Annotated in this window: 19 protein-coding genes; 14 read left to right on the forward strand and 5 right to left on the reverse strand. The window is 39.2% G+C overall.

The annotated features are described in order from the left end of the window. Positions 1 to 136: 136 nt before the first annotated feature. The 7 genes from ACRRSQ_RS10815 (at position 137) to ACRRSQ_RS10845 (ending at position 9,295) form a co-directional block, all read left to right on the forward strand. Positions 137 to 2,185, forward strand: coding sequence for a TonB-dependent receptor plug domain-containing protein (locus ACRRSQ_RS10815; protein ID WP_440875747.1), 2,049 nt, complete (start codon positions 137 to 139; stop codon positions 2,183 to 2,185). A gap of 10 nt (positions 2,186 to 2,195) precedes the next feature. Next, on the forward strand, positions 2,196 to 2,735 hold the full coding sequence (locus ACRRSQ_RS10820) for a YfiR family protein (protein ID WP_440875748.1): 540 nt from the start codon (positions 2,196 to 2,198) through the stop codon (positions 2,733 to 2,735). Beyond that, positions 2,732 to 4,780 (forward strand): EAL domain-containing protein, encoded by a 2,049-nt coding sequence (locus ACRRSQ_RS10825; protein ID WP_440875749.1) that lies wholly within the window; start codon positions 2,732 to 2,734, stop codon positions 4,778 to 4,780. The genes ACRRSQ_RS10820 and ACRRSQ_RS10825 overlap by 4 nt, the downstream gene beginning before the upstream one ends. Before the next feature lie 327 nt (positions 4,781 to 5,107). Continuing rightward, entirely contained in the window at positions 5,108 to 6,169 is a 1,062-nt protein-coding gene (locus ACRRSQ_RS10830) for a DcaP family trimeric outer membrane transporter (RefSeq protein ID WP_440875750.1), read from the forward strand. A gap of 22 nt (positions 6,170 to 6,191) precedes the next feature. Next, positions 6,192 to 7,256 carry a TRAP transporter substrate-binding protein gene (locus ACRRSQ_RS10835; RefSeq protein ID WP_440875751.1) on the forward strand — a complete coding sequence of 355 codons (1,065 nt, stop codon included), beginning with the start codon at positions 6,192 to 6,194 and terminating at the stop codon, positions 7,254 to 7,256. A gap of 99 nt (positions 7,257 to 7,355) precedes the next feature. Next, entirely contained in the window at positions 7,356 to 7,904 is a 549-nt protein-coding gene (locus tag ACRRSQ_RS10840) for a TRAP transporter small permease subunit (protein ID WP_440875752.1), read from the forward strand. A 2-nt stretch (positions 7,905 to 7,906) separates the two neighbouring features. After that, the gene (locus tag ACRRSQ_RS10845) at positions 7,907 to 9,295 is read left to right on the forward strand and encodes a TRAP transporter large permease (RefSeq protein ID WP_440875753.1); all 1,389 of its coding nucleotides are present in this window, start codon (positions 7,907 to 7,909) and stop codon (positions 9,293 to 9,295) included. A gap of 168 nt (positions 9,296 to 9,463) precedes the next feature. Here ACRRSQ_RS10845 and ACRRSQ_RS10850 read toward each other — a convergent pair whose 3' ends face one another. Beyond that, complete coding sequence (locus ACRRSQ_RS10850) at positions 9,464 to 10,348, reverse strand: DMT family transporter (RefSeq protein WP_440875754.1); 885 nt, start codon at positions 10,346 to 10,348, stop codon at positions 9,464 to 9,466. Positions 10,349 to 10,891: 543 nt separating this feature from the next. On the opposite strand from ACRRSQ_RS10850, the gene ACRRSQ_RS10855 reads away from it, so the two are divergent. The 4 genes from ACRRSQ_RS10855 to ACRRSQ_RS10870 all read left to right on the forward strand — a co-directional run bounded on the left by ACRRSQ_RS10855 (position 10,892) and on the right by ACRRSQ_RS10870 (position 13,246). Beyond that, positions 10,892 to 11,605 carry a hypothetical protein gene (locus tag ACRRSQ_RS10855; RefSeq protein ID WP_440875755.1) on the forward strand — a complete coding sequence of 238 codons (714 nt, stop codon included), beginning with the start codon at positions 10,892 to 10,894 and terminating at the stop codon, positions 11,603 to 11,605. Next, a complete protein-coding gene (locus ACRRSQ_RS10860) occupies positions 11,598 to 11,930 on the forward strand; it encodes a hypothetical protein (protein WP_440875756.1) in 333 nt (110 codons plus the stop codon). The genes ACRRSQ_RS10855 and ACRRSQ_RS10860 overlap by 8 nt, the downstream gene beginning before the upstream one ends. Before the next feature lie 19 nt (positions 11,931 to 11,949). Then, positions 11,950 to 12,180: a DUF1272 domain-containing protein gene (locus tag ACRRSQ_RS10865; RefSeq protein WP_440875757.1), complete on the forward strand. Its 231-nt coding sequence runs from the start codon at positions 11,950 to 11,952 to the stop codon at positions 12,178 to 12,180. A 199-nt stretch (positions 12,181 to 12,379) separates the two neighbouring features. Continuing rightward, positions 12,380 to 13,246, forward strand: coding sequence for a restriction endonuclease (locus tag ACRRSQ_RS10870; protein ID WP_440875758.1), 867 nt, complete (start codon positions 12,380 to 12,382; stop codon positions 13,244 to 13,246). 107 nt (positions 13,247 to 13,353) lie between these two features. Here the strand turns inward: ACRRSQ_RS10870 and ACRRSQ_RS10875 are convergent, their stop codons facing one another. Both ACRRSQ_RS10875 and ACRRSQ_RS10880 read right to left on the reverse strand, forming a co-directional pair. Further along, entirely contained in the window at positions 13,354 to 13,632 is a 279-nt protein-coding gene (locus tag ACRRSQ_RS10875; protein WP_440875759.1) for a type II toxin-antitoxin system RelE/ParE family toxin, read from the reverse strand. Beyond that, positions 13,629 to 13,904: a damage-inducible protein J gene (locus tag ACRRSQ_RS10880; protein WP_440875760.1), complete on the reverse strand. Its 276-nt coding sequence runs from the start codon at positions 13,902 to 13,904 to the stop codon at positions 13,629 to 13,631. Before ACRRSQ_RS10880 ends, ACRRSQ_RS10875 begins: the two co-directional genes overlap by 4 nt. A 188-nt stretch (positions 13,905 to 14,092) precedes the next feature. Between ACRRSQ_RS10880 and ACRRSQ_RS10885 the strand changes: the two genes are divergently transcribed. The 3 genes from ACRRSQ_RS10885 (at position 14,093) to ACRRSQ_RS10895 (ending at position 15,743) form a co-directional block, all read left to right on the forward strand. Next, positions 14,093 to 14,347: a type II toxin-antitoxin system Phd/YefM family antitoxin gene (locus tag ACRRSQ_RS10885; RefSeq protein WP_440875761.1), complete on the forward strand. Its 255-nt coding sequence runs from the start codon at positions 14,093 to 14,095 to the stop codon at positions 14,345 to 14,347. Continuing rightward, on the forward strand, positions 14,340 to 14,600 hold the full coding sequence (locus ACRRSQ_RS10890) for a Txe/YoeB family addiction module toxin (protein WP_440875797.1): 261 nt from the start codon (positions 14,340 to 14,342) through the stop codon (positions 14,598 to 14,600). Before ACRRSQ_RS10885 ends, ACRRSQ_RS10890 begins: the two co-directional genes overlap by 8 nt. A gap of 102 nt (positions 14,601 to 14,702) precedes the next feature. Then, positions 14,703 to 15,743, forward strand: coding sequence for an IS481 family transposase (locus ACRRSQ_RS10895; RefSeq protein ID WP_440875762.1), 1,041 nt, complete (start codon positions 14,703 to 14,705; stop codon positions 15,741 to 15,743). 107 nt (positions 15,744 to 15,850) lie between these two features. Here ACRRSQ_RS10895 and ACRRSQ_RS10900 read toward each other — a convergent pair whose 3' ends face one another. Both ACRRSQ_RS10900 and ACRRSQ_RS10905 read right to left on the reverse strand, forming a co-directional pair. Further along, entirely contained in the window at positions 15,851 to 16,471 is a 621-nt protein-coding gene (locus ACRRSQ_RS10900) for a response regulator (RefSeq protein ID WP_440875763.1), read from the reverse strand. Beyond that, a complete protein-coding gene (locus ACRRSQ_RS10905; RefSeq protein ID WP_440875764.1) occupies positions 16,464 to 17,897 on the reverse strand; it encodes a cache domain-containing protein in 1,434 nt (477 codons plus the stop codon). The genes ACRRSQ_RS10900 and ACRRSQ_RS10905 overlap by 8 nt, the downstream gene beginning before the upstream one ends. Positions 17,898 to 17,915: the final 18 nt, after the last annotated feature.

Consider the following 17,915-nt stretch of genomic DNA (forward strand, 5'->3'; position numbering starts at 1 on the left):
CAAAATCCTTGTCAAAATAGTTTGTTGTTTGTTCGAAAATTCTAGGATAGATCAACCATTTCGGAACAAAGTTTGAATACTTACAATACCTGTTGGAGGGTGTTGTTCTATTAATTGTGATTTCGGAGTTGTAGTCATGCAAAAAACAATAGTATGTATTTTGTTTTTTCTTCCGTATTTGTCGTATGCCAGCAGTAGCGAACTTGAAAGCCTCGATTTAGACTCGTTACTTGCATCAGATGTTCAAATTACCTCAGTAATGAAAAGAACCAAGGAAGCGTCAAAAACGGCCGCTTCTGTTTATGTCATTTCAAACGAACAAATCGTTAATTCTGGTGTTACTTCCGTAGCGCAAGCCTTAACGCTCGCCCCCGGTATGCAAGTAAGAAAAATCGACAACAATAAATGGGCCATTGGCATTAGAAATTCATCAGGCAGATATACCAGTCGGTTGTTAGTGATGATTGACGGCCAAAGTATCTACAACCCGTCATTTGCCGGTGTATATTGGGAAGCGCTAAACATTCCAGTTTACGACATTGAACGCATTGAAATAATTCGCGGCCAAGGCGGTTTATTATGGGGCACAAATGCCACGAATGGCGTTGTTAATGTTATCACCAAAATATCGAACGACACCCGTTCAGTTAAAGCGACTGTACGCACCGGAACTAACATGGATTACGACGCTAGCGTTAGAGTTGGTGGCGATCTAAATATTGGTGAAAACAGTAGTTATCGTGCTTATATCAATAGTCAGCGTACTGATAAATCCGATAAAGCTGAAAAATGGACCGCTCGAGACTACGGTGAAAAAGACAGCATAGGTGCGCGATTTGATGTTTCTTTCAACGCCGACACCTCATTACTTGTGCAAGGTGACTATACCGAAATAGAAATGGGGCAAACGCTAGAATTAGCTAACCCCGGCACATTTGAAGGCGCAGAATTTGCCACACCGCAGTTTCGCAAACACAGCTTGCTGATGGCACGTCTTGAAAACCGACTTTCAGACAGTGCCAATCAAATGTTGCAAATATCTTATGCGAAACAAAAAGGTCAACAACCTTATTACACTGAAAATTTTGAAAATATAGATGTCGACTACCAAGTGAATATTTTGCTTGAAAAAACTCAACTAGATGTTGGTTTAAACTATCGTCATAACAAAACCCCTTTTGTCGGTAGTGAATATATCAGCAGCCAACACAATGTTGAGCACGTCACACATTATGGCTTATTTGCTCAAGCTAACATCCCACTCATCACCGATGAGCTTGACCTGATACTTGGCATTAAATCTGAACACAATAGTTTAAGCCATTGGGAGCAACAACCGTCAATTCGCCTAGCTTGGCAAGCAAGTGACACTAACTTTTTGTGGACATCAGTATCACAAGGGGTACGTGTGCCTTCGCTACTCGAATTTGACTACGACACCCAAGTTAATGGTTTTGAAGTTGGCTCAATTTTTAATTCAGGCATTGGTATCATTGATGAAACTCGCATTCAAACTTTTGTGCACAGCAGTCGAGAAATAGAAGCTGAACATATTCTATCGACTGAATTTGGCCACAGATATCACCAAGACACTTGGCAAACCGACTTATCACTTTTTTATAGCAAATCGGAAAATGCACTCGCAATAGATATTGTTGTTGACCCAACAGTTGCGCCCACTATTTTATCGTTAATACAAGCACGAGACATTGACGGTTTTCTTGCGTACACTCAAAGCCAACAAATTGATTTTAACTTCCATACCAACAGTAAATACAGAACCTATGGTGGTGAATTTGTCACTAACTGGCAAACCACGCCAGAGAGTAATTTAATGCTAGGGTTAAGTTTTGTAAATCAACGCCATTACCAAACAGATAATAATCTACTTAATCTCAGCGGTGTCACTAAACAAGTTTTTTTAGCCTATACTGCAAACATAACCACTAACCATAATGTAATGTTTCAAAGTCGTTGGGAAGATGGTGAAATTTATAAAACTGATAACTTCACCGTGGTTGATATTAGTTGGAACTGGCACGTTACCCCTAATTTATCTTTATCACTGACAGGAAATAATTTACTAGAAAAAAGCCATTTAGAGTACGACCGAACTAACGAGTTATTCGACATAAGTACTTTTATCGAGCGTAGTTTTTCTCTAGGAATTTCAGTAGAACTTTAACGGATTGAAAATGATGATAACTCGGTGTTTATTTATCATATTTCTCATCGTCATGGCGATGCCTAACACGCATGCGCATTCATCTGAGCGGGAGTATGCGCTAAAAGCGGGCCTGCTTTACAACTTCGCCCTGTATAGTCAAAACGCACTGTCAGCTCATGCTAATCATTCCAATTATGTAATGTGTAGCTCTTCTGCCAGCTTTGTTGATATCGCCAAAAAAAACTTAGCCGACAAAAAAATAAAAGAACGCCATATTCAAATTGAACATGTAAATACCAACCAACTCAGTGACAGTCATTGTGACGCGATATTTTTTACCGATAATACCTCATTCGAACAATATAAAAGCACGCCTGCAAAACACTTAACCACCTTATTAGTGGGTGAGTCAGCCGATTTTATCGATTTAGGCGGCCACATTAACTTTATTGTTATTGGCAGTAAAATACGTTTTGAAATTAACCCCGAGCAACTTAAAGAAAATGGCATAAAACTCAGTTCACGCGTTATTCGCCTTGGTAAAATTAAAAAGGTAAATAATTCATGAATAAGTGGTTTAGCTCACATTCGATTCGAAATAAGTTCTTATACGTACTGACCTTTATTTCAATTTTGTCGGCATCTGTCACCGCGGGTTTGCTAATTTATTTCGAATCGGTTGACGCAGAGCGTTATCATCAAGACAAGTTAACCTTGATGTCGTCAATTATTTCTCCTAACTTAACCGCTGCAATTATTTTTAATGATACCCAAACCATTAATGAATTGATCAGCCCAACAATTGAAACCGAAGGCATTTTTGGTGCCTACGTCTTTGATAAAGAAAAGCAATTGGTTGCTCAAGTTAATAAAAATGGCGTTAATCTAAAAAAATTAAGTGATAATTTTAAAGTTGAAACCCCGTTAATCCTCGAGGGTGAGCATTATGGTAGCTTGGTCTTTTATTCAGATCAGTCAGTGGTTGATGTCAAACTAAGCTTTTACAAAAAGTTGGTCGCGCAATTGGTGATTGGCACCGTAATAGTGAGCCTGATATTTTCACTGATATTAAGTCGTTTGATCACCAAACACTTATCACAACTCATTGATGTTGCTAAAAAGGTAACCGACACCAATGATTACACCATTAGAGCACCTTGTGATACGGTTGATGAAATTGGCGATTTAACCGACTGTTTTAATTCAATGCTCGAAACTGTCGAAAGCCGTGAGCGCGCACTTGAATCAAAAGTTGTCGAGCGCACTAAAGCCTTGGCTGATGCTAACCGCAAATTGCACCATCAAGCACACGAAGATACGTTATCTGGCTTACCTAATCGTCGCTCTTTATACAGTTATTTAAATAGATTGGTCGATAATAAAAAAAACTTTTGCTTATTATTTATTGATTTAGACGGCTTTAAGCAAGTTAATGATTCATTAGGCCATGACTTAGGTGACATGCTATTAAAACAAGCGAGTGAACGCATTGTCAGTTGTGTAAGGGCTGGTGATTTTGTTGCTCGACTTGGTGGTGATGAATTCACCGTTGTGCTTAACGACATTGCTCGCCACGAAAGAATTGACGATATTACCCAAAATATACTGGCGCAGCTTGCTAATAACTTCACCTTGGCAGACCAAGAAGCGCTTGTTTCAGCAAGCGTAGGTATCACGTTATTTCCACAAGATGGCAGTTGCGTCGATAGCTTGATAAAAAATGCTGACCAAGCGATGTACGAGTCTAAACGTCAGGGTAAAAACTGCTTCCATTATTTTAACCAAGAAATGTCTCGCTATTTAGCTGATAAAAAACAGCAGATTAGTGATTTACACTGCGCCTTGAAAAACAATGAATTTGAATTGCATTATCAACCCATTATCAACTTACACAGTGAAAAAATTTGCAAAGCTGAAGCGCTTATTCGCTGGCAACACCCAAGTAAAGGGCTGATCATGCCGGGAGATTTTTTAGATACCGTCGAAGAAGAAGGTTTAATGGATGAACTCGGTTTTTGGGTCGCGAAACAAGCCGCCGATGATGCATTAAAGTGGCAAAAGCTGAGTGATAAAAATATTGTCGTGAGCATTAATATCTCGCCATCTCAATTTATTCAAGAAGATAACTTACTGCGAAAATGGCTTGCCTATCTTGACGAAATTCAACTGCCTAAACAAAGTTTAGTGATTGAAATTACTGAAAATGCAGTGATCGAAAATGACGCAAATGTGCATCAACTGCTCAACGATATTCGCGCGCAAGGCATTAATATCGCCATCGATGATTTTGGTGTCGGCTATTCATCATTGTCGTATTTGCAGCAGCTTAATTTAGATCTACTTAAAATTGATCGTGCTTTTATCGCCCAACTTACCGCCAGCACCAGCAGCTATGGCCTGTGTAAAGGCATTATTGCCATTGCGAAAGAATTGCAGTTAACCGTTGTTGGCGAAGGTATTGAAACGAAACAACAACGCGACATGCTTATTCAAGCAGGTTGTGATTATGGCCAAGGCTATTTATTTTCAAAACCACTCCCTTGTGCTGAATTTGAGTCAGCCTATATCATCGAACCACCACTGCCTTTTACAAAAAAAACCTCCATGAGTTAAATCGCATCAATTTTATCAAGGTTACTAACTTAAACGTCACTAACGCATAACTGCATGATTAAATAGCGATAAAGCTAAAAGCTCATCGATAAAACCCGTTTTATATTCTATTTTTGCGCAATACCCCTAGTTTTTTCTAAGTGTAAACCCTTAGAAAGAATGCGCGTTAATACGGATTACCCCACCTGTTCAAATTCTCTATTGTAAGGGTGCATTAAGCAGTCAGCCTCTAAAACACAACCGTTGAGGCAATATGCACAAACATAACAAAGAAAACCAATACAACTAATACAACAGCACCAACTACAAAGATAAAAGGTGAAAATAATGAACAAGGTGAAAACGTTAGGGGCACTCATTGCAGTTTTAGTTTCGGCGCCATCAATGGCTGGCTACACTATCGATATTGCAGACGATCATAAATTAACATTAGGTGGCTATTTTAAAGCGGATTTACGTCACGTAAATGGCGACTTAGCATACCGCGACTTTTGGGTCGGTAATAACGGCGTAAAAGAAGACACATCAGAAACTCGATTTAATATTCGTGAATCTCGCTTTAACATTCAATACCAATACAGTGATATTAAAGCTGTTTTAGAGTGGGATTTTTATGATGACCAACAACCAACTGGCACCACAGAAACCGTAACCGGTGGTCACTCTTTACGTTTACGCCATGCTTATGTGCAAAGCGGAAACTGGAAAGTAGGTCAAACTTGGTCAACCTTTATGCCACTGGTTTCAATTGCTGAAGCGCTTGATTTTGGCGGCGCACATGTTGGTCAATCATTTGTTCGTCAAACCCAAGTTCGTTACACCAATAACGGTTTAGAACTTGCCTTAGAAAACCCATCAACCCAATCAGGCATTAGCCAAAGCGTTCCCGATGTTATTGCCCGCTATACCTATAAAGGCGATTGGGGCCAAATGGCAGTCGCAGGTTTAGCCCGTACCCTTGATAATGGCGGCGATGAAACCAAAGCTGATGGCACACAGTTTTCTTACAATGTGCATGGTCGAATTAAAACATTTGGCAAAGACGATTTCAGATTTTCTTACAACGGCGGTCGTCCTGGTCGTTACGTAAGTCCTGGCGCCAACATTCATGACTCAGCAATTGATGGTGACATTTACGATGTACAAGCGATCACAGTCGCATATCGTCACTTCTGGACTGAAGATCTTCGCTCAAACCTTTATTACGGTTCAATCAAAATTGATGACCAAATTGGAGCCGACGGTAAAAGTACCGATCGCCGTCACATTGGCTTGAATTTATTAAAGAACATCAATCCAAAAACTACCTTAGGTATTGAGATTGGTAACTACGAAACAGAAACGGCCGATTCTGACTATTTAATGGTATCAGCTAAGTACGTTTTATAAGTTAACCACAGGAGACACGCACATGAAAAAATTACCTTTATTTCTAATGACTGCACTAGCTGTAGGTAGCTTTTCAGCCGCTAGCGCAGAAGAAAAACGCATACTGTTAAAAACACCGATTTATTATAATTCCGTGTTACCAAGTTTAGGTTCAACCATTAAGTATGTATCAGATAATATCGCCACATTAAGTGGCCGCTCATTAAAAATGAAAATTTATGAGCCAAATAAACTGGTTAATCCAAAAGAAATTTTAGACGCAGTATCAAGCGGTAAAGTGCAAGCAGGTTACGCCACTGCGGGTAACTGGGGCGGAAAAATCCCAGCAGCACGTTTATTTTCTTCAATTCCTTTTGGACCAGAAGCACCAGAATATCTTGCCTGGTTTTATCACGGCAATGGTAACAAGCTGCACCAAGAGTTATACGACAACAATAACCTCAATGTAAAAGTACAAGTGTGTGGTGTACTTGCACCAGAAACGTCAGGTTGGTTTAAAAACGAAATTACCAAACCAGAAGATCTTAAAGGTTTGAAAATGCGCTTCTTTGGCTTAGGTGCCTTAGTCATGGAAAAATTAGGCGTAAGCACGGTTGGTTTGCCCGGTGGTGAAATTTTCCCTGCCATTGAAAAAGGCGTAATTGATGCAACTGAATTTTCAATGCCGGTCGTTGATCAACGCATTGGTTTGAAAAAACTTCTTAAATACAACTACTTCCCTGGCTGGCATCAACAAGCCACCATCATGGAATTAATCATCAACAAAGACACTTGGAACAAGATGAGTGCTCGCCAACAATCTGTTATCGAGCATCTTTGTAAGTCAGCAACATTAGAAGCCATTGCCTTAGGTGAAGCCATTCAAGCACCGGTTATGGAAGAAAACGTTAAACAAGGTGTTATCAACAAATACTGGTCTGAGAGCATGTTATCAACGTTTAAATCTACATGGGATGACGTTGTTGTTGAAGAGTCAGCCAAAGATCCAGAGTTCAAACGCATTTATGGTGACTTAGCTGAGTTTAGAAAACGTTACGACTTATGGGAGTCTAATGCCTTCTTACCAAGACCTAAGCCTAGCCTCTAAGCTTATGGCCGAACCTCAATAAGCAGAGCCTATTTGCTCTGCGATTTTTCCTGGAGCGGCCGTTACGCTCCAGTTTTTTTAATTTAGGAGGAAGATCTCATGACTAGTTGTACTTCCCAGCAGCACCATAATAACCAATCTACCTTGCTCAAAGTTGCAGATAGTTTTGAAACAATCATCAAAAAAGTTGCCGCCGTTTGTTGTTGGTCTTCTGCGTTATTAGTTTTAGTGATTTTATGTAATGTCATCATGCGTTACGGTTTTAAAAACGGCATGATCTTATTTGAAGAAATTCAATGGCACCTCTACGCCATTGGCATAATGTTCGGCTTATCGTATGCCGAAATAACAAATTCTCAAGTGCGTGTTGATGTATTGTCATCACGTTTCAAATTAAAAACCCAGTTAATGTGGGAAGTATTTGGCAGTTTATTTTTTGTTTACCCCCTTATTTTTGTCATTGTCTTTAATAGCATCGACTATGTTGCGGTGTCATTTAACTTAGGTGAAGCTTCAAACTCACCGCTAGGTTTACCCTTTCGCTGGCTGATCAAAGCGGCAATTCCTGCCAGTTTTATTTTATTAGCCTTAGCGGTTACGGCTCGCTTGATCCGTAACCTTACTACTATTTTCCAAAAAGAGGCTTAGTCATGGAATTTAATGAAATCCTCGTCATTGGCATGTTTGTCAGCTTTGTGCTGTTTTTATTTACTGGTATTCCAATTGCCTATGTACTTGGCGGTATTGGTATTATTTTTGGTGGTATTGGCTACCTGTCAGATATTTACATGGATACCTTCACAGGTCTCGATTTGAACGTGCTTGGTATTGTCGTCTCTCGGATATTCTCCCTGATGGAAAATTGGGTGCTGGTCGCCCTGCCCATGTTTATTTTTATGGGCTTAATGTTAGACAGATCTGGCGTTGCCGAGCGCATGATGATGGCAATGCAAGAATTATTTGGCCGAGTACGTGGCGGTTTAGGTATTACCGTTACGCTTATCGGTATTATCTTAGCGGCATCAACCGGTATTATTGGCGCTTCGGTAGTATTGCTAGGTTTAATGTCGATACCGGCAATGATGAAACAAAACTATTCCAAAACCTTTGCCACTGGCATTGTCTGTAGCGCAGGTTGTTTAGGCATATTAATTCCGCCTAGTATCATGTTAGTGATCATGGCCGACCAACTTGCTTTATCGGTTGGTGACTTGTTTACTGCTGCTGTGTTCCCCGGCTTAATGTTAGGCGCAGTTTACCTGCTGTATATTTTAATGCTTGCCTACTTTAAACCGAGTGTTGCTCCTGTTGCTGAAAATCGTCGCCCATTAAATAAAAAAGTGATTATTGAGGTAATTCGAGCAATTATGCCGCCAGTTATTTTAATTGTTTCGGTACTCGGTTCTATTTTTGCGGGTATTGCCACGCCAACAGAAGCGAGTGGTGTTGGTGCATTCGGTGCAACGTTATTGGCGCTATTTAATAAAAAATTAAATCTGAAAGTTTTCCACGAAACCTTAATGTCGTCATTTAAAACCACCGCTTATATTTTTGCTATTTTTATTGGCGCGACGTGTTTTTCACTGGTTTTACGTGAACTCGGTGGCGACGAACTTATTTCAAGTGCACTTACCGGCTTACCTTTTGGCGATTACGGTGTACTACTGGTTATTTTAGCGATTGTATTTTTACTAGGTTTCTTACTCGATTGGATCGAAATAACGCTTATTGTGTTACCACTATTGGCGCCTGTGATTGCCGATTTAAACTTCCCAATTGAAAATGTCGGTGGTTTAGATCAGCCCGTGCTAGTGTGGTTTGTCATGCTCATTGCGGTGACTTTGCAAACCTCATTTTTAACACCACCGGTTGGCTTTGCCTTGTTTTATTTAAAAGGTGTTTGCCCGCCAGAAATTAAAATGACGGATATATATAAAGGTGTTACGCCATTTATTATTTTGCAGTTAATGGGCTTAGCCGTATTAATACTCTATCCACAAGTAGCCCTATGGCTGCCCGCGCAAATATATGGCAATTAGCAAAAAGTTATTAACTAACATAGGAAATAAAAACCGCTTAACCTCGTTCTTATAAAGAACATAGATGCTCGCTTTTCCTCTTAGCCCTTATTGTGTTGCGTGACAATAAGGGCTTTTTTCTTTTTTCTTTTTTCTCCAGCAGCAAAGAAAAAGAAACATCTCCAAAACCTATTTGCGATGAAACATTAACTGCAATACCACAGTGGCAATTACCGACAGTGCGATACCTAACCAAACAATAGGTGCAACAGTTTCACCTAGGAAAACAGCAGCTAATATGGCGACAAACGCCGGCATTAAATAGATGTAAGCGGTAATGTTAACAGGGGTGAGAATAGTGCTCGCTTTTTGGTATAAATAAGAGGTTAAAAACGTTGTCGCAATCGCTAAATAAGCCATCCCCGCATAGTGTTCAACAGGAAGTGCTGGCCAATTTAAGTCAATATTAAATAGCAGCGCAGCGGCGCCCATCCAAATAACACCACCAAGTAGGTTACAAAAAGTCATCACGCTAACGTCGTCATTTTTGTACAACACTTTCATGGCGATCATGTAGCCTGCCATCGCAAAAACAGCGATGAGAAAAATTAGATCCCCTTGGTTAAGGGACAGCGCGATAAGAGCAGAAAGATCGCCATTAAAAACGACCCATAAGGTTGCAATTGCGCCGAGTAAATAAACCAAGGTGAGTTTAAGACTGAGTGCTTGTTTTAAAAATATCATACATAAACAAGCAGTAATAAAGGGGGTTAACGTATACAAAGAACTTGCGTTTAACGTGGTGGTGCTTTCCATTGCGGCAAAGTGACAGACAAAATAGCCACAATAAAAAAAGCTGATCACCATACTTCTTGGCAATACTCGTTTTATTTGCGCTGCAGCGTTAGCTTTAAAAAAGATAAAAGGCGCTAATAAACAAGCAGCAATAAGAAAGCGCATCAAGTTAATCGACAACGGATGCAAAGTACCTGACAGCGCGGTAGTGGTAATAAAAGATCCCGCAATTAATAACGTTGCGCCAACAATATAGCCATGTGCGGTAATTTTATTCATGTGAAGCTTTACTCAAGGTTAAATAAACCTGTATTGCACTATCATAACCATGATTGATAAAGAATAAGTAACATTATCGCTTGTTTTTGATCTTGAATGTGTATTTCTAGCTACCGTCAAATTTAATTGATGATCATTTTCACAAATCACACTTACGGTCGATTGGGAAACTGCCATCTTTTTTCCTGATAACAACAGCAGTTAAGTTGATTTAAGCAAGATTGTTTGCGCAATCACCCGTCAAAAATTAACATTTTTTAACATCTATTTAAATTTTATCCGTTTAAAAAAGATAAGGGTACTTTGAAAAACAAGCAGTAAATGAAGTATCCACTCACTGATATCAACACTTGGGCTAATGTATAAATCAACCCCAATTGCCTTATTAACCATAAAAACTAACAACATAGGTTAAGCAAATACTTTTAAGGAAGGCCACTAAAACTGGGCAATACAAAAGGAATTCATTAAATAATACAACGCCTAATAACAATAATATCAGCTAATCAGCGCTGCAATGACAAAGGTATAATAATTAAAACAATGAACTTTATAGCCACAAATACCCGAATAGGGGAAGAGCTTCGCGGACAATATCAATGTCTATTATATGCACTGCCAACCACATCATTAGCGATTGCTATTTTTATCATTCCGTTTGTACTTAACGATTTATTGATGTTGTTAGGTTTACCAAGTCACCACGGGATAAAAAGCCAAGAACAAATTTTTTTGCTCGCCATGTTTATCGTAATGACGAGTATAATAGCAGTGGGTTATTTAGTTGGCTGGCTACTTAATGTAATTTGTTTTAGAAAAATAATGCATTGGAGTTATTCGAGCATTTGGCAATTAATGGCATATTCGAACGTTCCTAAGCATTGGTTAAACACGAATAGTCGTTACAACCCTGATAAAAAAACACCAAGTAAAGCATGGCAAAAAGCAAGAGCAAACGGAAAATGGCGCTATATTACGAGTACTGGCATGTTATTTTCTAGCTCGATAATTTTTATATTATTCGTTGTGCTACCCGACCTACGTCATGATAACTTCAGTTCAGTGGCTGAGTATGTGGTGATGGCGTTAGCCTGTTTATGCGCGGGCACATTTTATGGGCTGATCACTTGGTTTGTTTTCGAAAAACGTTATCAACGTTTATCACATCAACAATTAAGTAAAAAACATTCGCACATTCCCCCTTCCTTTCACAGTTTTGACACCTCAACTTTTAGCAAGGCAAAGTTGCATGATTAAAGGCGCACCCAAGTACTCTACAGTCATTGCGATAACTTTTGCCATACTAGTGTTGAGCATTAATGGCATTGTTAAAGAGGCAGTTTTACTTGGCTTTATTGTTGGTTTAACACTGGCGTGTATTTGCCCATTAGTTTGGCGCTACAATAAAGAATTAGTGGGAATAATTGCCATTATGTCGGTAATGCAGTTTGCTACATGCGTATTATTAGAGCGCACGTCTTTGATTGGCGTTCTGCAAATGCTTAGTATTGCTTTATCAACGCTCGGCATAGTTTGCTTACTTTTGCATAAAAAAATAGTACGATTTGTTGATGTGCATTAGTTTATAAAAAGGAAAGTGGATGTTAGCGCTAAGACCCAACTGTGAATGTTGTGATAAAGACTTACCACCAGAGTCAAACCAAGCGTTTATTTGCTCGTTCGAATGTACCTTTTGTAAAGGTTGTGTTGAAGGGGTGCTGAATAATCGTTGCCCCAATTGCACGGGCAATTTAGTACCAAGACCAATAAGACCTGCCGCGGCACTTCAAAAATACCCTGCCTCGACAGAACGTGTGAATACCAAAAGCTGACAGACAGCTTCAAGTTCGAAGCTGTGCTTGCTATTTAGTATATCTACGGCAACTCATGCCACACATTTATAAGCTATTGATGGTAAATAAATAAAAAGGTAAAGTTGAGATATTCAATAATAATTTAGTCTGATATTTTCTGGCAGAAATGAGGAACGTATCTGGTTAAAGAAGCTGTTAGCTTATTTAAGGATATAGCATGCCAGTCAGGTCTAATTCTTTTCAAAAACTTGTTATGCTTTTAAATGAGCGATTAGATGATTCTTGGGTTGTAACTGAATCAAAAATGATGATTGATTCTTTAACAGGGCAAGAAAGAGAAGTAGATATTGTTTTAGAATCAGATATTGGAACTCATAAAATATTCTTATCCGTTGAATGCCGCGATCATAAAAGAAAAGCTGACACACCTTGGGTAGAATCAATGTATGGAAAGCATAACTCGTTACCAACTTCTAAATTGGTTCTATGGTCTGCAACTGGATTTTCTAAACCCGCTATTGAAAAAGCTCAGCAATTAAAAATAGACACTGTTTCTTCTGGCAATATTGATAATATTGAGTGGGCTAAATTGGCGAAAAGCTTTAAGGGCGGAAGTTTAAAGGTATTAGATAGTAAGTTTTCATTCTTTATCGACGTAGAAGCGGATAATGGCCACAAAAGTCGTCTTGATACTCAAAACATAAATTATCAATTAAAAGAAACTAATAGTGATATTCAGTTTAATATCATAAGCATACGACAATTTTTAATTAATGACCCACGAGTAGGCCAAACGTTACTTGAGCACGCAGCAGAAGGTAAGAGTGATTTTTGGGTTCTCTACGATCACCCAAATGAATGTCTCGTTTTAGATGATAATAACGATTGGTATAAAGTACTTAGAATTGGTTTTGGTATAAAAGCGTATGTAGAAAAGTCAAAAATTGAAACTAAAACGGTTATATACCAAGATGTTGTTTCTACACTGGCTGTAGGAAAATTTGAAAATCGTGAAATGGAAGTTTTCATTGAAGAAAAACAAGAAACGGAGCCTTTTGTTACCGCTAGTTTAATTAAAAAGTAAGCGAACAAGAATTTAAAGCAGGACTGCTAACAGTTGGCTCAGCTCCGCTTCGCTACACATTTTAGCAAGTTATTATCAGCTATTATTTTGAGCGTTAGTTACCAATGCTATTCTGGTGGAAATTTCTGTTTCTGGTGCAAAACACGCATAATTCGAATGATTTTTCCATCAACCCAGTAAGATACGATCATTGAAACTTCAGGAATAATTAATAACCGCCCTCGAATTGAGTCTCTTTGAACACCCAACAATGGGTGTTCAAGAAAATTTTCAACTTTAGCTTCAATGACTAAATCTGTTTTTTCAGCAACACTCGGGTTGAAGTCGAAAAGAAATTCAAATATTTTCTCTCGATCATTTAACGATTCTTCTTCCCAAACTATCATCGATTACGGATCTTCATTTTTCTGGCTTCCATCTGAGCTTTTGCATCATCATGTTCAATAAACTGAGCTTCACCGCTATCAACTTTATCAAAGGCAGCATTTATTTGCTCAGACAGCCATGCATCATGGCTCATTGATTTTCGCTGCTCAGCAGCCAGGCTTTCAGTAAGCTCGCGGCATGCATCGCTCAATGTTCTACCTTGGCTTTCCGCCATTAGTTGCGCTAAACGTTTAGTTTCTTCATCAACTCTAAATTGAATTCGTGTATCCATTATAAATTACCTTAACTCACAGTTGTACACACAAATGTTAGCACTAGCGTGGAGTAGTGACAACTTGCAAGTTACTTAAGCTGGTAAAAAACAGTTAGCTTTCAAGTTTTGAGTTGTCCTATAAATTGCACATGTATCATTAATTGGTTAGACTTGTCTTATTATATGTACAACTAATGAGGATGAATATGCGCATTGTATCTTTTACAGAAGCACGTAATGGGCTTAAATCAGTTTTGGATCATGTTGTAAATGATGTTGACTATACCGTTATAACTCGAAGGGATGCCGAGGACGCTGTTGTAATGTCTTTGGATCATTATAATAGTTTAATGGAAACCGTTCATTTGCTTAAATCCCCAGCTAATGCTGCTCATTTATCTAGATCTATCGAACAATATAAATCTGGTAACGTAATCAAACGAGATATTATTGATGACTAGGCAACTTGCTTGGACAGATGAAGCTTGGAGTGATTATGTTTATTGGCAAGGTCAAGATAAGAAAACATTAAAACGCATTAATAAATTAATTAGTGATGCTAAGCGATCGCCATTTGAAGGTATCGGCAAGCCAGAGCCATTAAAAGAAAACTTATCGGGCTTCTGGTCAAGACGAATAGATGAAACAAACCGCCTAGTATATGCGGTTTCAGATTCATACCTGACTGTGATTTCTTGTCGTTATCTGTATTAGTTCAGACAAGATCTGACACATCAACTTGAAAAAGTGAGAGTTACCCGTTTTGATAAAGGTGTCGAATCTTTTAATCAAAACAACCCAAAGGTGGTAACTCTCATGTTGCATACTAACAACCCAATCATAAAACACAAAACTGGTTTACTTAATCTTGCTGAAGAATTAGGTAACGTTTCAAAAGCCTGTAAAGTTATGGGCGTTTCAAGAGATACATTTTATCGATACCAAGAACTAGTCGAAGACGGTGGTCTTGATGCGTTGATTGATAAAAGCCGTAGGTCGCCAAACATCAAAAATCGTGTAGACGAAGTTACAGAGAACGCGGTTGTTCAATACGCTATTGATTACCCCGCTCATGGTCAGCACAGAACCAGTAATGAGCTGCGTAAACAAGGTATATTCGTTTCAGGCAGTGGTGTTCGTTCAATCTGGTTACGCCATGATTTAGAAAACTTCAAAAAACGTTTAAAAGCGCTAGAAGGAAAAATAGCTAACGAAGGCATAATCTTAACTGATAGCCAAGTAGCTGCGCTTGAGAAAAAGAAAAGCGATGACGAAGCGTGCGGTGAAATTGAAACAGCGCATCCTGGCTACCTTGGCTCACAAGACACGTTCTATGTTGGCAACTTAAAAGGCGTTGGCCGCATTTATCAGCAAACATTTGTTGATACGTACAGCAAGGTTGCATTTGCTAAGCTCTATACGACCAAAACACCCATTACAGCGGCTGATATACTCAATGATAAAGTTCTGCCTTACTTTGAGCAGCACAAGCTGCCAATGTTGCGTATTTTAACTGACCGAGGCACTGAGTATTGCGGTAAAGTTGAACACCATGACTATCAGCTATACCTAGCGATTAACGATATTGATCATACAAAAACCAAAGCGATGTCGCCTCAAACCAATGGTATCTGCGAACGGTTTCACAAAACGATACTTAACGAGTTCTATCAGGTTACGTTCCGTAAAAAGCTTTACGGCTCACTTGAAGAGCTTCAAAAAGATCTGGACGAATGGATGGCTTATTACAATAATGAGCGTACTCATCAGGGAAAAATGTGCTGTGGCAGAACGCCACTTGAAACATTACTTGATGGAAAATCGATTTGGGCTGAGAAGAATTTAGCTCAAATCTAAGCTGACAGTCACCGATAGAAAAACGGGTAACTGTCAGATCAAGTCTGAGCTAGTACACGTTATCTTTATTAGGTTTATTTATAAGTACTGCACTTAAGTAAAAAATCTTACCTATCTAAACCATAGTCAATCGCATAACGCACTAAGCCAATTGTCGACTCAATACCGAGTTTTTGTTTGATATTGCGTTTGTGAGTTTCAACGGTGCGCACGCTCACATTTAATTCTTGCGCTATGCGCTTATTGTTTAAACCGTGGGAGATTAAACGCAGCACAAGTTGCTCTCGACGAGTAACAACGCCGCGCTGCTCGCTTGCTAACTCTTGGGTTAATATTTCTGTGACTTCGGCGCTAAAGTAATGTTTACCTGATACCACACGTTTTATCGCTTCAATAAGCTCGCTGCCCGGCACATCTTTTAAAACATAACCATCGGCGCCATGGCGCATTGCCGCGAGAATATATTCTTTATTGTCGTGCATACTCAGCATTAGTACTTTGCAATCCATTTCTTGCTCTTTGATCAGTTCAAGTACATACATGCCATCCATTTCCGGCATGTTAATGTCCATTAGCACCACATCAAAGTCAGACTCTTTCATGGCTTCGAGCGCCAGTTTGCCATTTTCAGCTTCTTGCGTTACCACAATGTCAGCATCTAAACTTAAACGATATTTAAGCCCTTCTCTAAAAATTGGGTGATCATCTACGAGTAAAACCTTAATCATGACTGTCCCCTTTACTGCCTTTGTTTTCATGGTAACGTAATTCACTTTGTGGAATACGCGCTTGCACCGATGTACCTTTAGTTAAGGTTTTCACTCTTAATTCACCTGAATAAAAAGTAATACGCTCTTTCATATTTCTTAGGCCAATGCCTTCTCGATGCTGACCACATTGTTGCGGGTTTTCAGGTTGAAAGCCTTGACCGTTGTCATCAATTTTCAAAGTAAGCCAACCAGGGCTTAAACTCAGAGAAATATTAACGACACTCGCATTGGCGTGGCGCTCGACATTGGTTAACGCTTCTTGTGCGATACGATAAAGCGCGACTTTAATTTCTGCCGATAAAACATTGCGCACCGATAAACGTTGCACCGACACATGTACACCAGTGCGCTGTGAAAACTCACGACCGAGTTCTTCCAGTGCTGCGCCTAAGCCATAATCTTCTAAAATACCGGGGTGTAATTGATGTGAAATACTGCGAATATCGCCCATAATTTTACGAATTAGTGACATTGCCTGATCAAGCTCAGCACTTGAGTCATCATTATTTTGCTGTTTTAACTGTGCGGTTTCGAGTGAAAATCGTGCTGCTGCTATTGTTTGGCTAATACCGTCGTGTAACTCACGCGATACCCGTTTACATTCTTCTTCTTGGGTTTGAAAAATACGCCCGTTTAATTCACGCAATTTGATATTGGCTAAGCGTTTTTCACTGATGCGAATAAATAAACCTGAGATAAATACCACGATCACGGAAATTAAACCTATCATTACCGTCATCACTGAGGTTTTTTTAATTTGTTGGGAAATGGCGTTGCTGAGTCGAGACGATCTTTCGTCAATGTAGTCAATATAAACGCCGGTGCCAAACATCCACTGCCACTTATCTAAGCCTTGCGCATAAGCTAACTTTTTACCTTCATCACCATTTTTAGAGGGTTGGTTAAAAACGTAATTTAAGTAACCACCGCCAGCTTTGGCATTTTCAATTAATTCGGCAATAATTTTTACGCCGTTTTTATCTTGCAAGTCGATCCAGTTTTGTCCCACTCGCCACTCTTGCCCCGTTACCGTAATCGCGGTGCCGTCGTACGAATAAGCAAAAAAGTAACCGTCTTTACCAAAGCGCATATTCGCGAGAATATTTTTAACTTGTTGTTGAGCTTGTTGTTCAGACAAACTCTCGTCTTCGTAAACATGCTCAATTGCGCCTTTAGCTAGCGATAAATAATTAATGAGCTCTTCTTTGCGGTGATTAATAATAGTTTGTCTTGAAACCTCCACCACTTGGTCTGACAAACTCTGATACTGCATTTGGGTAATGATCAAAGTAGCGGTAAGTGCTAATACCAGCGGAATAATGGTGACCAAATGAAGTTTTTGGTTAATATTCATGGTATTAAGAATGCGTGACGCAAATTTCATAACCGAGCCCTTTTTGTC

This window comes from Thalassotalea sp. PLHSN55 (genome assembly GCF_052030545.1).
In the GTDB taxonomy this organism is placed as follows: domain Bacteria; phylum Pseudomonadota; class Gammaproteobacteria; order Enterobacterales; family Alteromonadaceae; genus CANMXU01.